13 protein-coding genes are annotated in these 17,567 nt (G+C 44.5%); 8 read left to right on the forward strand and 5 right to left on the reverse strand.

The genetic code is table 11. The features are described from left to right. Window positions 1–220 precede the first annotated feature (220 nt). From FCL46_RS13785 to FCL46_RS13805, 5 genes are all read left to right on the forward strand, one after another. Window positions 221–889 carry a hypothetical protein gene (locus tag FCL46_RS13785; protein ID WP_136807742.1) on the forward strand — a complete coding sequence of 223 codons (669 nt, stop codon included), beginning with the start codon at window positions 221–223 and terminating at the stop codon, window positions 887–889. Beyond that, window positions 889–1,848, forward strand: a complete 960-nt coding sequence (locus FCL46_RS13790) for a 4Fe-4S dicluster domain-containing protein (protein WP_217909630.1) — start codon at window positions 889–891, stop codon at window positions 1,846–1,848. The genes FCL46_RS13785 and FCL46_RS13790 overlap by 1 nt, the downstream gene beginning before the upstream one ends. 44 nt (window positions 1,849–1,892) lie before the next feature. After that, entirely contained in the window at window positions 1,893–3,092 is a 1,200-nt protein-coding gene (gene dsrP / locus FCL46_RS13795; RefSeq protein ID WP_136807740.1) for a sulfate reduction electron transfer complex DsrMKJOP subunit DsrP, read from the forward strand. Between the two features lie 110 nt (window positions 3,093–3,202). Further along, the gene (locus tag FCL46_RS13800) at window positions 3,203–5,575 is read left to right on the forward strand and encodes a cytochrome C (protein ID WP_136807738.1); all 2,373 of its coding nucleotides are present in this window, start codon (window positions 3,203–3,205) and stop codon (window positions 5,573–5,575) included. A 221-nt stretch (window positions 5,576–5,796) separates the two neighbouring features. Then, entirely contained in the window at window positions 5,797–8,271 is a 2,475-nt protein-coding gene (locus FCL46_RS13805; protein ID WP_136807736.1) for a hypothetical protein, read from the forward strand. 329 nt (window positions 8,272–8,600) lie between these two features. Here the strand turns inward: FCL46_RS13805 and FCL46_RS13810 are convergent, their stop codons facing one another. The 4 genes from FCL46_RS13810 to FCL46_RS13825 form a co-directional block, all read right to left on the reverse strand. Next, complete coding sequence (locus tag FCL46_RS13810) at window positions 8,601–9,023, reverse strand: thioesterase family protein (RefSeq protein ID WP_228723397.1); 423 nt, start codon at window positions 9,021–9,023, stop codon at window positions 8,601–8,603. A 110-nt stretch (window positions 9,024–9,133) separates the two neighbouring features. Further along, entirely contained in the window at window positions 9,134–9,754 is a 621-nt protein-coding gene (locus FCL46_RS13815; protein ID WP_136807734.1) for an alpha/beta fold hydrolase, read from the reverse strand. Window positions 9,755–9,870: 116 nt separating this feature from the next. Continuing rightward, window positions 9,871–12,252: a pyridoxal-dependent decarboxylase gene (locus FCL46_RS13820; protein ID WP_167505885.1), complete on the reverse strand. Its 2,382-nt coding sequence runs from the start codon at window positions 12,250–12,252 to the stop codon at window positions 9,871–9,873. A 290-nt stretch (window positions 12,253–12,542) separates the two neighbouring features. Beyond that, complete coding sequence (locus tag FCL46_RS13825; protein ID WP_136807730.1) at window positions 12,543–12,923, reverse strand: Mth938-like domain-containing protein; 381 nt, start codon at window positions 12,921–12,923, stop codon at window positions 12,543–12,545. Between the two features lie 482 nt (window positions 12,924–13,405). Here FCL46_RS13825 and FCL46_RS13830 point away from each other — a divergent pair, with 482 nt between their 5' ends. Next, window positions 13,406–14,065 (forward strand): HAD family hydrolase, encoded by a 660-nt coding sequence (locus FCL46_RS13830; RefSeq protein ID WP_136807728.1) that lies wholly within the window; start codon window positions 13,406–13,408, stop codon window positions 14,063–14,065. A 41-nt stretch (window positions 14,066–14,106) separates the two neighbouring features. On the opposite strand, the gene FCL46_RS13835 is transcribed toward FCL46_RS13830, so the two are convergent. Further along, on the reverse strand, window positions 14,107–15,069 hold the full coding sequence (locus FCL46_RS13835; protein WP_136807726.1) for a putative transporter: 963 nt from the start codon (window positions 15,067–15,069) through the stop codon (window positions 14,107–14,109). Between the two features lie 320 nt (window positions 15,070–15,389). On the opposite strand from FCL46_RS13835, the gene FCL46_RS13840 reads away from it, so the two are divergent. Both FCL46_RS13840 and FCL46_RS13845 read left to right on the forward strand, forming a co-directional pair. Next, complete coding sequence (locus tag FCL46_RS13840; RefSeq protein WP_167505884.1) at window positions 15,390–16,280, forward strand: MBL fold metallo-hydrolase; 891 nt, start codon at window positions 15,390–15,392, stop codon at window positions 16,278–16,280. 342 nt (window positions 16,281–16,622) lie between these two features. Next, a complete protein-coding gene (locus FCL46_RS13845; protein ID WP_136807722.1) occupies window positions 16,623–17,513 on the forward strand; it encodes a hypothetical protein in 891 nt (296 codons plus the stop codon). Window positions 17,514–17,567: the final 54 nt, after the last annotated feature.

Below are 17,567 nucleotides of genomic sequence, written 5' to 3' on the forward strand. Positions count from 1 at the left end.
TCTAACCTCGCCGGAATTGATTGGTGTTCACTTCTCCAACCTTCCCCTATCAATTCCGGCTTTTCGTTCTCGCCTCCCTGCAATATCTTTCATATCTCCCTGTCAGTGGCCGACGTCCAGCACCCTGCCTAACAAACATCATCATTGTAGATGCCGCCATAATGTGATTGAATACCAGAAACACGTACCCGATAATGGTCTTTACCAAGGAGCAGTAGTTATGGACTCTTACTCAGCTTCAACCCGCTGGTGGCTGATTTTCACCATTCCTCTGTTTTTTCTCCTTTCTATCTACTTTTTCTCACTCTATTACACTAATGACGCCATAGCGGAGAAACCTGCACCCGCTCTGCTTAAACCTGAATGGTACAGCGTTGATACAGCCCGTGGTGAATATCGGAAAAATGCGACAATTGTCGGAAACTGTCATATCTGTCATGCATTCTGGGTCCCTATCCCGCAAAGTGATCAGACGAGCAATCCCCGTTTTGCCCACTCCAACCTCCAATTGAATCACGGAGCAAATGATCGCTGCTATAACTGCCACCAGATAGCAGATCGCAATGAATACGTGGCTGATGATGGCTCGGCAATCATGAACGCAACACCGGAGGTCCTGTGCGCCAAATGCCACGGCTTAATTTTTAATGACTGGCAGGTCGGGACCCACGGTAAATGGACAGGTAAATATCTACCCGCCGGGTACTTTGAACAAACAACCTACACATGCACCGAATGTCATGATCCCCATGATCCAAAATTCAAATACAACATCCTTGCCCCACCACCTGTCTGGCCGAAAAAATACATCCGTACCCAAAACGAAGCCATACATGCCGGCCCATTGTCTAAAATTCTCATCGGGGAAGAACCAAAGGAAATTTTCTAATGGATGACGAATACAGGGATAACCCCTTAATGCCCGCGTATGCCGACGAGCAGAAAAAACTAAACAGACGGAATTTCATCGCAGGTTCAGCAGCACTTGTCACTGCACTTGCTGCCACCGGTGCCGCGCTCAGTCCTCTGCTCAATGCTGAAGAGGTTCCGACAGTCGATGAGATTCTGCAGAAGCATTACAAACAGCTCTCTACAGATGATAAAAAGGAAATATTTCAGCGTATCGAGCAGGACATACAAACTGAATATAACGTACCTGCAAACATCACAGATCCGCCACCCATCGATGGGAGTGAGTTTGTCTATGTACTCAATATAGGCAGGTGTATCGGCTGCAGAAAATGTGTTTACGCCTGCATGAAAGAAAATAACACCTCACGTGACCCGCAAATTCAATACATCCGGGTACTCAAGGTTAAACAGGGTGCTATTGATCTTGAGACCTCATCTCACGATTATCCTGAAAATGAAGCGGCAGATGAAAAGTATTATTACATGCCGGTTCAGTGCCAGCAGTGTCGCAAACCTCCATGTATAAAAGTTTGTCCGGTCAAGGCAACATGGAAAGAAAAAGACGGGCTGATAGTTGTCGATTACAACTGGTGCATCGGATGCCGATATTGCGAGGCAGCCTGCCCCTACCACGCACGGCGCTTCAATTTCAGCAAACCGAATATACCTGCCGAAGATATCAATCCGGAAATGGGCTATCTCTCAAACCGCCTACGGCCTCTTGGTGTTATGGAAAAATGCACCTTCTGCCTGCACCGAACGCGCGTTGGATTATATCCAGCATGCCATGATGCCTGTCCAACCGGCGCACGTAAATTCGGTAACCTGCGCGACCCGAATTCTGAAGTTCGTAAGATACTTGAAAAGGAACGGGTATTCGTACTCAAACAGGAAATCGGCACGTTACCAAAGTTTTATTATGTATTTGCGAAATAGTTGTAGAACGAGAATTTCAAAAAGTACTCACCATAGGTAATCATATGTTTCGATTTTTCGGTTACAGTCTTCAGGCTGCGTTTACCGGCAGTACCAAATACTGGTTGTGGATAATTCTGCTCTTTACTCTCTCGCTGATCGGCTTAAACGCATACGCGAGGCAACTTGCCTTTGGCCTTGGTACCACAGGTATGGGTGATGAGGTCTCTTGGGGACTCTACATAGCCAACTTCGCTTTTCTTGTTGGCATGGCTGCTGCAGCGGTGATGATGGTTATCCCTGCCTATATCTTTAAAGACAAAGAGATGCATAAAGTGGTCATCTTCAGCGAGCTTTTTGCCATTGCCGCCATGATCATGTGCATCCTTTTTATCGTTGTCGATATTGGTCGCCCAGACCGGCTCTGGCATATGCTTCCGGTAATCGGCTATTTCAACTTCCCCGGCTCGTTACTTACCTGGGATGTCATTGTGCTTAACGGCTATCTCCTGCTAAATCTCTGGGTCTGCTTTTATGTGCTTTATAAAGGGTTTCTTGACGAACAACCGAAGAAAATTCTCTATATCCCCATTGTTTTTCTTGCAATCGCCTGGGCACCATCCATCCATACAATTACCGCTTTTCTATTCCAGGGACTGGGTGGCCGGCCATTTTGGAACACAGGGCTTATCGCGCCACGTTTTCTTGTTTCCGCCTTTGCAGCAGGCCCTTCATTTATGCTGCTTGTTTTTACCTACCTGCGTGCCATCAATGCTATTGATTTTGAAGAAAAGGTTATCTACCGAATCAGGATAATAATTACCGTCAGCTTGCTCATTAATATCTTTCTGGCCGGCTCTGAACTCTTTGCAGACTTCTATGCGGAATCTGAACATGCGGTGCATATAAGTCACCTCTTTGGCTTGCATGGAACATCCCTTCTCGCCCCATGGATCATGGGCGCGCTGGGTTTAAATGTAGTTGCAGCGATCATCCTGCTCTCTCCTCTTAGAAAGATTACATTTTTTCTGCTTCTTGCCTGTGTAATGATTGTGGTAGGTATCTGGACGGAGAAAGGCTTGGGGTTTGTTATTCCGGGATTTATCCCTACTCCACTTGGTGATTTTGTTCAGTATCTACCGTCAAATAACGAACTGCTTATCTGCCTTGGCATCTGGTCGTTTGGCCTTCTGCTCTATTCCTTTTTTATCAAGGCGGCCATTCCGATTGTTAACAGATCTGAACAGTATTCTGATTACACCTGAAAACTCGACGAATAGCATCACGATTGATGAGGGGTAAAGGAGACGACAACTAATCTGGTAGCGGTAATATTTATCTCAACTACTTCAACCACACATGCATGGGGGATCTTATGCACAAACTCCGAATTCATCTGCTTCTGGGAACCTTTGGCCTATGCCTGGTTGCTGCGGCCACAGCGTATGGAGCTGGCGGCTGTAGCACTCAGGAATGTCATGAAGGAATCGCCAACATCAAACCCGACGATCATGAGATGATGCGTACCATCAAAATGAACGGTAGCCAGCATGGTGATCCTGATGGTTGTGTTATGTGTCATGGTGGTAATCCCAAAGCCACAAAAAAAGAAGAAGCACATGCGGGCGTGCCACCCACCCTCAAGATGGCGCCCGGTCCTAAAAACTTCTACCCTGACCCGGGCTCACTCTGGATTGCCAACAACTCCTGCGGTGCATGCCATCCGGGATATGTATATCGCAATCAACTCGGCCTGATGAACACCGAGGCCGGAAAAATCCAGGGTAACCTTACGACCTGGGGATTTGAAGAGACGAACAATTACAACGTTCCGTGGGGTAACTACAAAACTGAAGACATTGACGGCCTGACACCTCTTTCCGGTTCACCTGCCTATAAGGAATACATGCAAAAACAGATTGCCATGTATCCGAAACAATATCCGGCAAAGCTTGAGAAGCTGCCAAGTGCCACCATGGACGAGATCAATGCAGACCCGAAACTCGCAGGCTTAACGTATCAGCGTCATGAATGTCAGCGCTGCCATATAGGTGTGCGCGGAAGAGAGCGTCGCGGCGATTATCGCGGTATGGGTTGCTCTGCCTGTCATGTACTTTATGGTACAGACGGCTTCTATCAGGGAAAAGATAAAACCATCCCAAAAGATAAACCTGGGCACATGCTGACCCACGAAATAAAGGCATCCCGTAAAACTGGTGGTATCCCCGTTGAATCATGCAGCTCATGCCATAACCGCGGCAAGCGAATAGGTGTATCTTTTCAAGGTTTGATGGAATTCCCTTACGGCTCACCGTTTAATGAGCAAGGCCAAAAACAACCTAAGCTACATACCAAGCAATACCTGTTTGTATCGGATGATCTCCATCATCAGCAGCAAAGTCGTGAGGGTAACCCCAAGGGCGGCCTGCTCTGCCAGGATTGCCATACCTCTATCGATATGCATGGTGACGGTAATATCCACGGCACCACACTCGCTCAGGTTGAGATTGAATGTTCAGATTGTCATGGGCTGACCGACAAATATCCATGGGAATTACCTGTCGGTTATGGTGATGAATTTGGAAAGTCCATTGACGGCAAAGCACGCGGCCTGGCAACTGAACGGCTTATTCCGGGCAAACAGTTTGGTTATCCGTATGAAGCTGAGGACGGATTTCTACTCACTGCGCGCGGTAACCCTATTGGTAACGTGGTTCGCCGTGGTGATAAAGCCATTCTGCATTCTGCAACAGGAAATGATTTTGAGATCCCTGTTCTGAAGAACCTGCAGACCAGTAAGACATGGAAAGATCCTTCTGCGGAAGTGGCAATGAATGCCGTTTCCAAGCATATGGATAAGCTGGAGTGTTATTCCTGCCATGCTTCCTGGGCCCCGCAATGTTACGGCTGCCATGTGCAGGTCAACTACAAGGGCAAAGACGGTGCACCTGCAATGGGTACTGACTGGGTTGATTCAGGAAATGCTCAGAAAGAGAATGGCCAGACAGCTGAATCCGTACTTGGTTCAGGCGGTTTGAAATCGCCCGGTAAAATTGCTGAGACCCGTTCATATCTAAGATGGGAAGATCCTGTTCTTGGAATCAGCGGTGAAGGTCGTGTAACTCCGCTTATGCCTGGCTGTCAGGTTACCTATACAATCATCAACGACAAGGGTGAGACACTGATCAATAATGAGATAGCCTTAAACGCCGTTGAAGGTAAAGAGGTCGGACAGGAGCATGTTCCGCTGGCAATCGACATGGCACCGGTACAACCACATACGGCGCAGAGAAACGCGCGTACATGTGAATCCTGCCATACCAACCATAAGGTTGCAGGACTGGGCCTTGGCAACGGCACCTTCGGAATCCGCCAGAACGAGAATATCGTCATGGATCTGATTGATGCGACCACACGGGAACTTATTCCTGAAAAATACAGCGTGCAGATCCCTGCGATCCCGCGGCTTGATTTCGACTGGTCACAAATCGTCACCCGTGAGGGTAAACAACTGGCAACAGTTGGTACTCACTGGCCGATGTCCCGTGCATTCAACAAGCAGGAAATAGATAACTTCCTGCGCGCCGGAACCTGTATGGGCTGCCACCAGAACATGTCTAATACAGAACTCTGGAAGAAGGTTAATACAGAGCCGACTATAGATAGTAAAACCCATCTCGAAGCCATGAATCAGATGATAAAGTATATGGCCGAGCAAGGTAAAAAACCTGCCGAGATGAAACAGTAATCTTGTTTGTACCGGGCTTTGCCCGAATCTCCCGTGAATATGCCCGTCCCTCTTTTGAGGGATGGGCTATTCTATTTTTCCAGAATGTATTTTACATAATCGATAACTCATTGAGATTGCCGTTTTGTTTGATATACGTCAACGGAACAAAGTATAATGAAAGCATAACCAAACACCTTCATGCAGCGACTTCGTAAACCCTTTTTATAAAGGAGACAGCGATGACTACCTACCTCAGTAGTGATAATTTTCCCGACTCGACATCTCTGCTTACTGCTGAACTCGAAAGCATATTGCACAACGATTTCAGTGGCAGCTTTTATTCTATGCTTTCCGGCTACCAAAAAATTCTGGCCGACAACTCTCGACGTAAACAATGGCCCGCAATCCATAACACATTACAAACACTCTTTAAGTGCGGTAAAGCTGTACCTCTAGACGGGCCAATGATAGGCATTCCGTTATCAATTCGTGACAGTGACTATTTCCAGGATACAGTGCGGTATCTTGGTAAAGAGCGCTCAAGAATTGCCAGTATAGAATGGATGGCTACAGCCTGGAACTCAACCTTTGCAGATACAGGCCTGTGGATGGGTAAATCCTTTGAACCGGTAACGCAGGAAACCGTCGCCAGTAAGTGCAATGATAACCAGCAGGTAATGTCGGGGTTTGATCCTGAAACGTCACGAATAGGTCGTAATTTTTTCAGGCAACCTCCCGGGCAGGATCTTCTTCAGGGTATCAGCCTTGAAGTGCTCAGCAAGTTATGGAACCTGAGCGAAAGACCCTACTCAACAGATTCAACAGATTCAACAGATTTTGATGGTATCCTCACACAGGATAATCTCGATAAGGAAAAACCGATTCCATACAGCAAAACAGGCGGGTATTTCCTGGCCAATACAGGAACCTCGGTTGTCCCGGATATGAATAATAAAGACGTCTATCAGCTCAACTATCGCTGGCCTGCACTTAAACCGGTCTACCCGATGACCCGTCTGGTGGATGAAGTCGTGCAGATCGCTGAAGGAATCTATCTAGGCCAATTGGTATACGCCACAAAACATTACAGCCTTGGCCGTCTTCGATTGCCGTTTTGTCCTGATCTACCTGAAATCCCTCTCGGTGAAGCGTATGATCCGAACGGGCAGCACCCGTTAAATGCGCTTTTACGTCACTTCTCATTCATCGGAGACAATCAGACGGATGGCATTGATTACGGATATCAGAATAATGGCTATTTTCTGATGATGGATCCCGCCTACGCCAAAGAGGTCTATGCTGAGAATGCCTTCCCTCAGTTACGCCCTAGAAGGGGTGAAGTTGCCTATTACGAAATAGCTGATGACTTCTTAGATGAAGCAAAAACAGATGCTATACCCAAAGCTACTGATACTAAAAACTGGCAGGAAGGCTGGAAAGAGGATAGCGACCTTCAAAAGAAATTTACCACCTTCATACTTGAACCTTCCCCCATAGAAAGTGATGTAGATGACATTCAACAGATGTTACTTGAAGGTGAATCTATCCTGCAGATGCTGCAACGTATCAGCCATGAAATTTCAGCTCAAACTAAAGACGATGATCGATTAATCCATTTTGAAAAATTCCACCGACTTTTTCGTCGCGGCGTTGCACCGGTAATTGAAAATGGAGAGTTTAAAGGACACGGTAAAAAAGGCTATAACGTCAAGGCAGATGGAACAGAGCCGCGTGATTTTTATGGCGAGCAGGATGTCGCTCGTGGCTTCGATTATTATCATGGCGCCACGCTGAATCTGCATCTCGGATTTAGAGAAAGTTTTTGTCCGGATCCTGAGATGAGGTATGACCCGAGTGAGATATTCCCGAGCGGACTGGCAAGTCAGCTTGGCACATCACATGCCGGCCCCAATTTACTCAACATCACCTGGCACTCTATTGGTAAATACATCTTTCCATGGGCAGGTAAATCATTTGAAAAGATCAGTGGCCGTAAACTCAGCATGTTCCTTGATGAGAGTGATGATCTTGCTAAGAGATACCCGGAACGGGTTAACAGCCTTAAAACACATTTAGCCAGCGCCCCGCATTATGATCTGGTCCAAAAAAACAAACGCCACCACTGGAAAAAAGATGGGCCATACACTGCACATCTTAAAGGCGGGTCATGGGATAATGGCATGACAGATGCCAACAAATCCTTTTGGGAAAATGAGGCCAAAAATCGCTGGATCGACGGCAATAATATTCAGGATGAACGCATTGTCGCCTCTGACTCGTTAATGCGTATCATCGACATGAATTACCGTGTACCTGATCCTTCACTGCAGGCATTGTCAGAAACAGGTCCTTCACCTTTTTCACGACAAGGGTATATTTTTCTCGGTACATCAGACCGGGAATCTATCCTGCCAATGAACAATAGCGAAAATGCCAAAAAGAAGGTGTTCCAATTTCATTACCGCTACCCGATGATTGGCGGGCCTGTACCCATCGGATTCTGTCTGGATGAACTGGTCGAAATCGCTGACGGCCTGTTTCTTGGCCAACTCATTTATTCAACCAATCTGAATCTGCCTTACCATTCTTCGGTTGATCCTGCAGAGTACAAATATCAACTTTTCGGGTACTTTCTGCTGCTCGATGACGAGTGGCAGTATCACCGTCTGGTTATTGGCCTTGATACATGGCAGGAAGCGAGCATAAGGACTTAGGCTAAAGGTAAAAGGACTGAGTGTTTCAGAAGCGTATTGCATTTTCTATGCAATTTACTCAGTCCTCCCCCCTTTTACCTTAGTCCTTTTGTTGCGTTTCAAGGATCCCACGCAACCTGTAAGGCTGAGGTTTTGACTTATGGGTAATATGCATCCCTAGAAGCTTGTCCGAGAATAGCAATTTTCGTTCAGATCAAGGCAAACTCGGAAAATTACCGGAGGCATATAATCGATATCTCAGAGTCTCGTCCCTCGCTCACCGTAGGATAATTTTTTAAAAATTCTGAAGAGTTTGAGAAAAAGCCATCCTCGGACGGCCTCCTAGCAACCTACCCTGCCAGTTTTTTACTAATCCCAGCATCAAATTTTTCTTTATTGATAACAAATCGCTCATGCCTGCCACGGGTAATAAGATCAATACCATCGTGGGCCTCGACTTCAAAAATCAGCCTGCGACCATCAGTTTCTATCAGCTTTACTTTAGTCGCTACTTCAAGCCCTGCCGGTGTTGCTGCCAGATGACTCACTTCAACCTTTGTACCGACAGTTTGCTCAGCAGGCCAGTCCAGATGCGGCTTTAAAGCCTGAATACATGTCCATTCAATAAGACCAACGAGATAACCTGTGGCAAAGACGTTTGGCATTACTCCGAATTCTTCAGCTTCAGGAAATAACGCCGGTACCAGTTTGGATTCATCAATTTTAAAAGCAAAAGAATACTCTAAACCTGCCTGTAAAGTGTCTTTCATCATTCTCCCCAGATATGCATTGAAATGTTTTGGTGTTTTGTGTGTTCACCCTGTTTCTTTTAGAACATTCCGGCAACTTCAAGTTTCATAATGTCCCTGCAAATAACGAGCATTCAAGTTGCTATAATTCTATCTATGAAATCAGCAACCAATGGACCATGAGTCATTGAGATGAGATGGCCACCATCAGGGATTATTTCAACATCCCCCTCTGGAGGATAAATTACTAAATCACGTCGACCGTGTATTTGACAGATCTTACCTTGATAATCTGCAATACCATCCCAAGTAAAAACTGCACTGCACATAGCTCGGATAAACCTACAATCAGCACGCTGAAACATGCTCAGCACCTCATTACTTCCTGAAATATTCATTTTCCCAGCCAGAATCTGGAACAGCGTAAATGGCGCAATATTTGAAAATATGCTCAACATTCGCAAACCGGGATTAATCATTTCAGCCCCCGTTGCACTACCTATTAAAATCACTTTCTTCACATCTATAATTTTAGCAATCTCAATGGCCACAATTCCGCCAAGCGAAGATCCACCAACTAGCATATCAACAGTAATGTTATGTTCGTCAATTACACGTAACGCTAACGCTCTAATCGTTTGCTCACCATGATACTCCGGCCAATCAGCAAATCTCACACCTCGCAAAAATGCATAATATTTTAAGGGGAACATGGCAGAATCGGCACCCATGCCCGGCAAAATGAGAGTTTTCATTGCGCTGATACCTTATAGAGACAACTGGTGGAACCAATAAAAAATATACTACTCCAATTTCCTATCAAATCATGCAATGTATTCCACCAAGAAAGTATCAAGCAGCTAATCAATTGTCAGGATTTTTCAGTATTCCAGTTTCGTACTAATTCACTTACTGTCTTGTCTATATGTTCGATAATCGTTTTAAAAAAATCTCCATTTTCGGCATACGGCAAAAACGGATCCATAATTACTGAGCGAAGACAAACCACAGCTCTATCTGATGTCGTATTCTGCAGCGGTATATCTTTGAAAATGCGGTTTAAAAATCTATTTATGAACCGTTCTCCGTATTCACCTTCATTGAAGGTTGTTTTACTGAGGAAATACTTGGGAAACTCTTCTATGGGAACCGGGATTTTTTGGCCACTCCCCTCGGATACGGGTACATGAAATTTGTTATACACTGCTATATTGAACCGGTTCAATTCTTCAACACATTGTGTTAGTGGTAAACATGATTCTGTCAGTGGAAGAAACACATAATCAAGAATATTCAGGTCTGGACCAAAATTCCGGATCTCATCAGTACGTGATAAAGCAATTCGCTCATGCTGATTCAGCGACAGGAACGTTTTAGATAACGAATCCTGATCAACCTCACCCTCCTCGCACAAAAGAATTACGCGGTAATTAGAACTTTTCTTATTCAGCGCCGTGAGATAAAGGGCAAACAGTTTTGTGTTCTCCAGACACTGCCTGATTATTTTACCATGCCCAGTTACATCTGGCCGAATCACCCGGTGATTCAAAAACACTGCGGCTGCACTAGCCCCCGGCTTAGAGCCCTCAAGGCCATAAATTCCAACCGTCGGTTCAGCGCCAGGATCAATTGAGCCTGTACCGCCGATATATGCTCCTGTAAAAGTTGTGAGTCGCCTGATTATTCCATTGCGGTAAACAATTGCACCTGCCGGGTACTGTATATACCCCATTTTATGAGGATCAATGGTTACAGAATCACATTCGCATAGAGTAGCAAACTGTTGATAGACATAGTCACTCAGGCCACTCTCATTGGCATTTACAAACAGGTCTGCTGCAACATAAGGAGGAATATCAGGATGTTTCTCTGCCTGCTCGGCACTATCTTCAAGAGTATATGGCTTTCGCATAGCGGTAATGATATACCCACCCCAGGCAGCATCAGCATGTACGTAATACTCAAGCCCTTCCGCTCGATACATCCTGCGTTTTTCCAGTATTTCTGCCAGCGGATCTACAGCCCCTTCTTCAGTACTGCCAGTCACGCTGATTATCTGAGTAACAGGAATTTTGTTCTTTAGACAAAATTGTAAAGTTCGCTCCAATTGATCTAGATCCATCCTGGCACGTTCATCAACTTCAATGTGAAACACGCATCCACCGGCACTCATATCATTGTGATCAGTACCGGGTGCACCAAAGCCATACCCCAAAACAGCCGCAGCCTTTGGAATACTGTAATGCATCGTTGATGGGGCTATGATTACCGGTAATTTTGCTTCAGGCCAGCTTTGGCGGATATAGTGCATCATATTCATCCAGCCAAGATAATTAAGCGTATACGGCACAAGAGCCGACCAGACTACGTACACATCATTAATCCCATACGTTTGAGCAATTTTCTTCGGTAAGCTAAGCACTTCATCAAGGGTAATATTAAATAGAGGCCAGTAATCGAGTTCAGGATCAGTAAGGCAAATGCTAGTTCCATCACAGCAAATCACCTCTATGGGACGGGCGCTATTATTGATGGGTACTCGAACGAGACTACCCGCATCATTGTTCACCATAAATGCAGATAATGAATGAAGCATTTGCCGTATGGCTATTGCCAAAAACTTGGCTTCCCGACCAGCCCAACACGTCTCTATGTTAGCCACAGAACCATCACAGGTGATGTGAGCCCAGGGGTTATATTCCTGCTCATGTACTTTTCGATATACCGGGAAACCAATCATACCGCATAGATCCCATCCCACAAGAATCTCCAGTGGAGTTGTCGCACTTGATGCCTGGATCGTCACATTATTCGGGTTATGCAGCATTGTGGCAAAATATGCAGCCAACGATGGAAGCGTATTGTCCCAGAGCATATGGGCCTGATATCGCATGCTGAAATATGGTGTGGTATATTTCTGAAGAAAATTGACTAGACTCTCAAAAGCACTGGTCATATTCTTAACAGCCTGTTGGTAGTCAGCTGTCTTTTTCAGTTCTTCAGTAATTACAGTTGGGTCATCAGGTTCGAATTCCTGCCTGTATGCTATCGCCTTCTCTAGTGCCAGTTGGATTAAATTGGAAAACACTTCACGATTCTCTGCACGCGGGCCTAGAAACCAGGCTGCAACTTCACCCAGATCGCTTCCTGAGATATCCGGTACCCCCTTGACACCGCCGATCGTCAGGGTTCCATCGTCTTCGTGAATAACATCCTTGTATAAAAATATTCCTTTTTTTGATCGCTTTGTCATGGCCGTTTCTTTTAATTCTAACCGAGACGGGTAAAACGACAAATTCTCTTTTCCGAAAGGTGGCATTGCAGCTAAACCTACTGCCATACTCCCTACACTCAGGCTAGGACAATATCTTTACATGTAACTGTTTAACAGTGCCCTATATGGCGACAAACAGGGGTGTTGGCTTAATAGTCGTATTCGGGCCAGCCCGATCATGGTTAGATGGAGTGCTGCTGAATAATAACAAAAAAGGGCTGTCTTTACCTGAAGACAACCCTTTAAGTATTCATTGTCAACGTAATCGTTCAGCAGGTAGAGTGAAACAATCCAGCAACTGGAACGTTCTTAGATACGTAATCATTATATAATTTCACACCCTGCTTGGTGGATGTAACGATTACTTCAATGTTCTGTTCTTCAAGAAATGATTTGGTTTTATGTGGAACTTTGAGGCGAGATAATACACCGCGAGTCAGGATTACAACTTCAGCTCCTTGCGTAATCAGCTCTTTAACATCGTCAATCTGAATGCCCTTGGAGTGTCCGGTACCGTACTCGTCCCAGTCCCATGGTCTTCCTCCACCAGGCCATAGTTTGAAGTCCTTTCCTTTGCCAAGATCTTCAATCTCCATTTTCCCCCAACCTATGGAAAGAATCTTTGGAGAAGCATTACCATTTTTGCTCATATGCCACCTCTCTGATCGATGAAAATGTGAATCTAACTCGTACGTACCCTCCGAACCATCAGTAATCAATGCTGCAAATATGTTGATATTTTTTTTGTGTGTAAGAATATATTTCAACCAAAAAAATTACACCACTTATACTAAAAAGGCCACAATATCATATGCCAAACATAAGGAATTTTACTAATATTTTTGAGAATCACGATATTACTTGCAATCTGACCTAACATTTTCGTTCTTTTGCTTGAGGTAGTATAAGTAATCAGCACAAACAGCTATATATTGTCCTCTAAAGGTCTAGCATATTCAGCCAGGAGAAAGGCGTGAGAAGTGAACTGTAGTGTACATCTCACACTTCATAAAAGAGGAGTAGGGGGATCAGAATAAGCTATACAAACAATGATATTTGAATCTGATTCTGTTATGATTTCAGGTATATCTTGTATATTTTGTCATCTTATTCACATTTCCAGGCCAAATCTATGACCAGCAAATTTCCCCAGGCAATTTTCTTTGATTTTGACGGCGTACTTGTTGATTCCAATCAAATAAAAGTAACCGCATTTTATGAGCTGTTCAGGGATTTCGATACTGACGTGGCTGATAAGTTAGTGCATTACCACAAGCAGCATGGCGGGATAAGCAGAGTCGTCAAAATTCAGTACGCATTTGAAAAAATTCTCGGCATCCATCTCCCACAGGAAAAACTTAACACGATGGCTAAAGCGTATTCTGAGCTTGTTATTGAAAAGGTAATACACGCCAACTGGATACCGGGCGCAGAACAAACCCTACAAAATATTCAGGGAAAATTGCCTGTTTTCGTCATTTCAGGCACACCGCAGGATGAGCTACGATTGGTGATCACTCGCCGAAAAATCGGTCATTATTTTAATGAAATCCTCGGCTCCCCCATTATGAAGCCTGAACACATAGCCAACCTCTGCAAACAATATACACTTCAACCTGAGCAATGTGTGTTTGTCGGAGATGCCTTTACGGATTACGATGCTGCGCGGGGGTGTGATATGCCGTTTATAGGAATACAGGGGGATTTTACATTTGCAGAGGGTGTTACTGTCCTGCCTGACTGCAAAGGTTTACTGCAGGCCATTCGTGACCTTGGGAATTGTAAAGGCTAATGAGAAGGCAGCCACATAAAGTAGCCGCCTTCTCATTCCATTTAATATCCGATATTGACCTCGAACTCACGAAGACGTTTATATATAGAACGAAGCTCTGTAATGGTTGTCCAGTTGGAGATAAAAATCGAGAATGACTCGCGTACCTTACTAAAAGCGTTGGACACCTGTATAAGCGCACCAAGCGTGATTGCGGCAGTAAAAAGACCAGGCCCCATAATGAGATAAGGCACAATCATCATCAACTGCTCAAAGAAATTCACCCACACATCAAAGTAACCATAATGCAAAAACAATCTGTTATAGTTGAACTTCAAGCCGGTAAACAACTCTATAATTGTTGATGTACGTCCATAATTCACCTTGTCATCTTCAGCATAGACCAGTTCCTTACGAAATGCCGCTTCGACCTTCTGGTTGTTATACTCCAGACCAGGTAATTTGATACCAACAAACCAGGAAATAATAAGTCCACCTACAGAAACGATAAGGGCTACCCACACAAGACTTCCCGGAATACTTTTTATATAGGGTATATCAACACCACTGCTCAATCCCCAGAGAATTGGCAAGAAGGCAATAAGCGTCATGACTGCACGAACCACTTGCAATCCAAGGTTCTCAAAAATACGGGCAAATCGATATATATCTTCCTGAATACGCTGACTGGCACCTTCAACTTCCTCATCAACCTTCTGCCACCTCTCAATATACGAAAAAGTCATGGCCTCACGCCATTTAAACGCGTAAATTCGGGTGAAATACGCAGTAACGGTAGCAATGAGTACATACGGAATAGCAAGGTAATAAAATTCTATTATTTTAGTCCAGAACTCATCTACCGAATGCTCAGTAGCCTTCTGTAAAATGTCATAAAATCCGCCATACCAAGTGTTTATCTTAACAGTTATCTGTACCTGAAAAAAAAGAGCAAGCAACAAAATAGCAGCGCCCCCCCATGCCCACCAAGCCCATTCTTTACTCTTAAAAAACGCTCGAAACATCGTGCATCCTTGGTTAATTTTCTTCTAATCTTTTTCAGATGATACGATTCATCTGACAGTTATTTCCCTTGGCAAAACACCTTAGCATGTTCCCAACTGTAGTGACAATCAAAACAGTGCCAAATAAAGAGGTTGAACACGACAAGCCTCAACGCTTGACACCACCCGCTTGATGGGCATTTTATACCAACAGCGTTTCTGCACATCGGTAATTATTTCTTCGGCCGAGCCTCAATATTGAAATCATCGTCCGGCCTCAGTGCAGAATCAATCCTATCACTCCGATTATCTATAACAAAAATCATCCCTTGGAGATGTATATGACGTTAAATAGAATATTTTCAACCTGTACAGCACTTCTACTACTTACCTCTTCAGCAAGTCTGTCGTTTGGATCAGACGTAACACTCGTCTCTACTAAAGTAACTGACAACCTGTTTATGATCAGTGGTAAGGGTGGAAATCTTGGCGTTTTTACTGGTGAAGACGGCACGTTTTTAATTGATGACCAGTTTGCCCCGCTAACCGACCAAATCATCGAAACGATCAAATCCGTTGGTGGAGATACTCCTAAATTTCTTATAAATACCCACTATCACGGAGATCATACTGGTGGAAATGAGAATTTCGGCGACAAAGGAACACTGATATTCTCCCATGACAATGTTCGCGAGCGCTTAACCACGGGTTCATTTATACAAGAATTTGATATGAAGCGTGAGCCTGTCAGCAAATCAGGTCTCCCGGTCGTGACATTTTCTGAAGATATCAGCTTTCATCTAAACGGTGAAGATGTCAGAGCTATCCATGTTCCTCATGCCCACACAGATGGTGACAGTTTTATTGTTTTTAACTCTGCAAATATTATTCATGCAGGAGACATATTTTTTAATGGTTTCTACCCATTCATTGATGTCGGGCATGGGGGCAATCTCAAAGGCATGATCAGCGCCACTGATAAAATTCTTTCGTATTCCGATGCCACGACGCAGATAATCCCGGGCCATGGCCCTCTTGCCAACAAAGAGCAGCTCACAGCATATAAGGAGATGCTGTTAACAGTCTATGAACGGCTTAGCAAACTGAAAGCTTCTGGTAAATCCGTCAAGGAAGCGATTGAAGTCAAACCGCTTGCAGATCTTGAAGAAGAATGGGGTGATGGAATTTTTACTGGCGACCGCTGGATAGAAATAATCTACCCGGGCGTATAGATAAAAAACAACCTGATTACCACTACTCCTCAGCTAGTATGGTGAGGCGTAAGGAGTGAGGAATAATAGCCCCTTTCAAAATCTGACTACTGAGTATTGATGCAGGTACAGCACGTTGCCAATTTTTTCTGGGCTGATGTAGTTGTCACCTCACACTTCACTCCTTACACCTCCCTTTCTTCGGCTGAGTTTCGGTGGTAATTAAAAAACACAAAGAGATTAGTTCATACCGAATGCGACATTCATATGGTATCTTCCAGTAAATTGCGAAGGCAGGTAATATATATTTTATAGCTACTTTGAAAAGATACGTTTTGGTAGCCCTTTTAAAGAGATGTCGTAATGAACCAGTCAACCAGAACACAACTCATCCAGTCTGGAATATGTTTTTTCATCGCAATCCTGATGTTACTATCTTCAGGATTGCGATTCCCGTATATCGACAATGCAACTGACGACTATTTTTCAGAGTCAATTATCGAAGCAGGAGCCGCATATGCAAGCTGTAGAGTCCTCAACGCCTCAGTTTCTGTAGTACAGGAGTCGTCCCTGCATCTGGAACCGGCTGGGGTAGGAATTTCGCTCGCCGTCGGACAGGTACTCGACCCGATCAACGACATGACAGAACGGTTATCTGATATTCTCGTTACTGCTATAACCTCCATCGGGGTACAAAAGCTTATCTATGAAATAGCAATATCCGTTGTTTTTCAGCTGCTTGCATGCCTACTGTTGCTGCTTTCTGTTCTGCTCTGGTTTAACAACCCCAAAGTGGCCTCATTGACAACCACTCTCATGAAGGTCGCTGTACTTCTTGTGATTGCCCGTACCTGCCTACCCATATCTGCGCTGGCAAACAGCTATATAAACGACAATTTCTTTGCAGAGAAGATACATGAAGCCCGTGCAGAACTATCCATTGGTTCTGCTGAACTTGAAAAACTGGGAAACCTTGCCCTGCCCGAAATTGATGGAGTTCTCGGGACTATTGAAAACAGCACAAGCCTCCTCAAACAGAAATCAGACGAATTTAAAGCGGCACTCATCAATACAGCCCAAAACATGAGCCAAATTGTTGAAGCATTACTTAAACTCGCCTATCTCTATATAGGAATGTTTCTGATCCAGATCATTATTTTGCCCCTGCTTGCATTCTGGTTGATGGTTAAAATGACAAATTCGCTTTTTTACACCCATATCACCATGATCAGCCATGGACATAGTGGCTCTTAGAACCTGATCAATCTAAACAATCTGAACACTCCAGGAATCAACCCCATTAACTTA

The sequence above is a fragment of the Desulfosediminicola flagellatus genome (genome assembly GCF_005116655.2).
Taxonomy (GTDB): domain Bacteria; phylum Desulfobacterota; class Desulfobulbia; order Desulfobulbales; family Desulfocapsaceae; genus Desulfopila; species Desulfopila flagellata.

Excerpts from the sequence above, each read along its gene's own strand:
- FCL46_RS13785 (WP_136807742.1), top strand. The coding sequence starts at position 221 with ATGGACTCTTACTCAGCTTCAACCCGCTGGTGGCTGATTTTCACCATT.
- FCL46_RS13790 (WP_217909630.1), top strand. The coding sequence starts at position 889 with ATGGATGACGAATACAGGGATAACCCCTTAATGCCCGCGTATGCCGAC.
- dsrP (WP_136807740.1), top strand. The coding sequence starts at position 1,893 with ATGTTTCGATTTTTCGGTTACAGTCTTCAGGCTGCGTTTACCGGCAGT.
- FCL46_RS13800 (WP_136807738.1), top strand. The coding sequence starts at position 3,203 with ATGCACAAACTCCGAATTCATCTGCTTCTGGGAACCTTTGGCCTATGC.
- FCL46_RS13805 (WP_136807736.1), top strand. The coding sequence starts at position 5,797 with ATGACTACCTACCTCAGTAGTGATAATTTTCCCGACTCGACATCTCTG.
- FCL46_RS13810 (WP_228723397.1), bottom strand. The coding sequence starts at position 9,023 with ATGATGAAAGACACTTTACAGGCAGGTTTAGAGTATTCTTTTGCTTTT.
- FCL46_RS13815 (WP_136807734.1), bottom strand. The coding sequence starts at position 9,754 with ATGAAAACTCTCATTTTGCCGGGCATGGGTGCCGATTCTGCCATGTTC.
- FCL46_RS13820 (WP_167505885.1), bottom strand. The coding sequence starts at position 12,252 with ATGACAAAGCGATCAAAAAAAGGAATATTTTTATACAAGGATGTTATT.
- FCL46_RS13825 (WP_136807730.1), bottom strand. The coding sequence starts at position 12,923 with ATGAGCAAAAATGGTAATGCTTCTCCAAAGATTCTTTCCATAGGTTGG.
- FCL46_RS13830 (WP_136807728.1), top strand. The coding sequence starts at position 13,406 with ATGACCAGCAAATTTCCCCAGGCAATTTTCTTTGATTTTGACGGCGTA.
- FCL46_RS13835 (WP_136807726.1), bottom strand. The coding sequence starts at position 15,069 with ATGTTTCGAGCGTTTTTTAAGAGTAAAGAATGGGCTTGGTGGGCATGG.
- FCL46_RS13840 (WP_167505884.1), top strand. The coding sequence starts at position 15,390 with ATGACGTTAAATAGAATATTTTCAACCTGTACAGCACTTCTACTACTT.
- FCL46_RS13845 (WP_136807722.1), top strand. The coding sequence starts at position 16,623 with ATGAACCAGTCAACCAGAACACAACTCATCCAGTCTGGAATATGTTTT.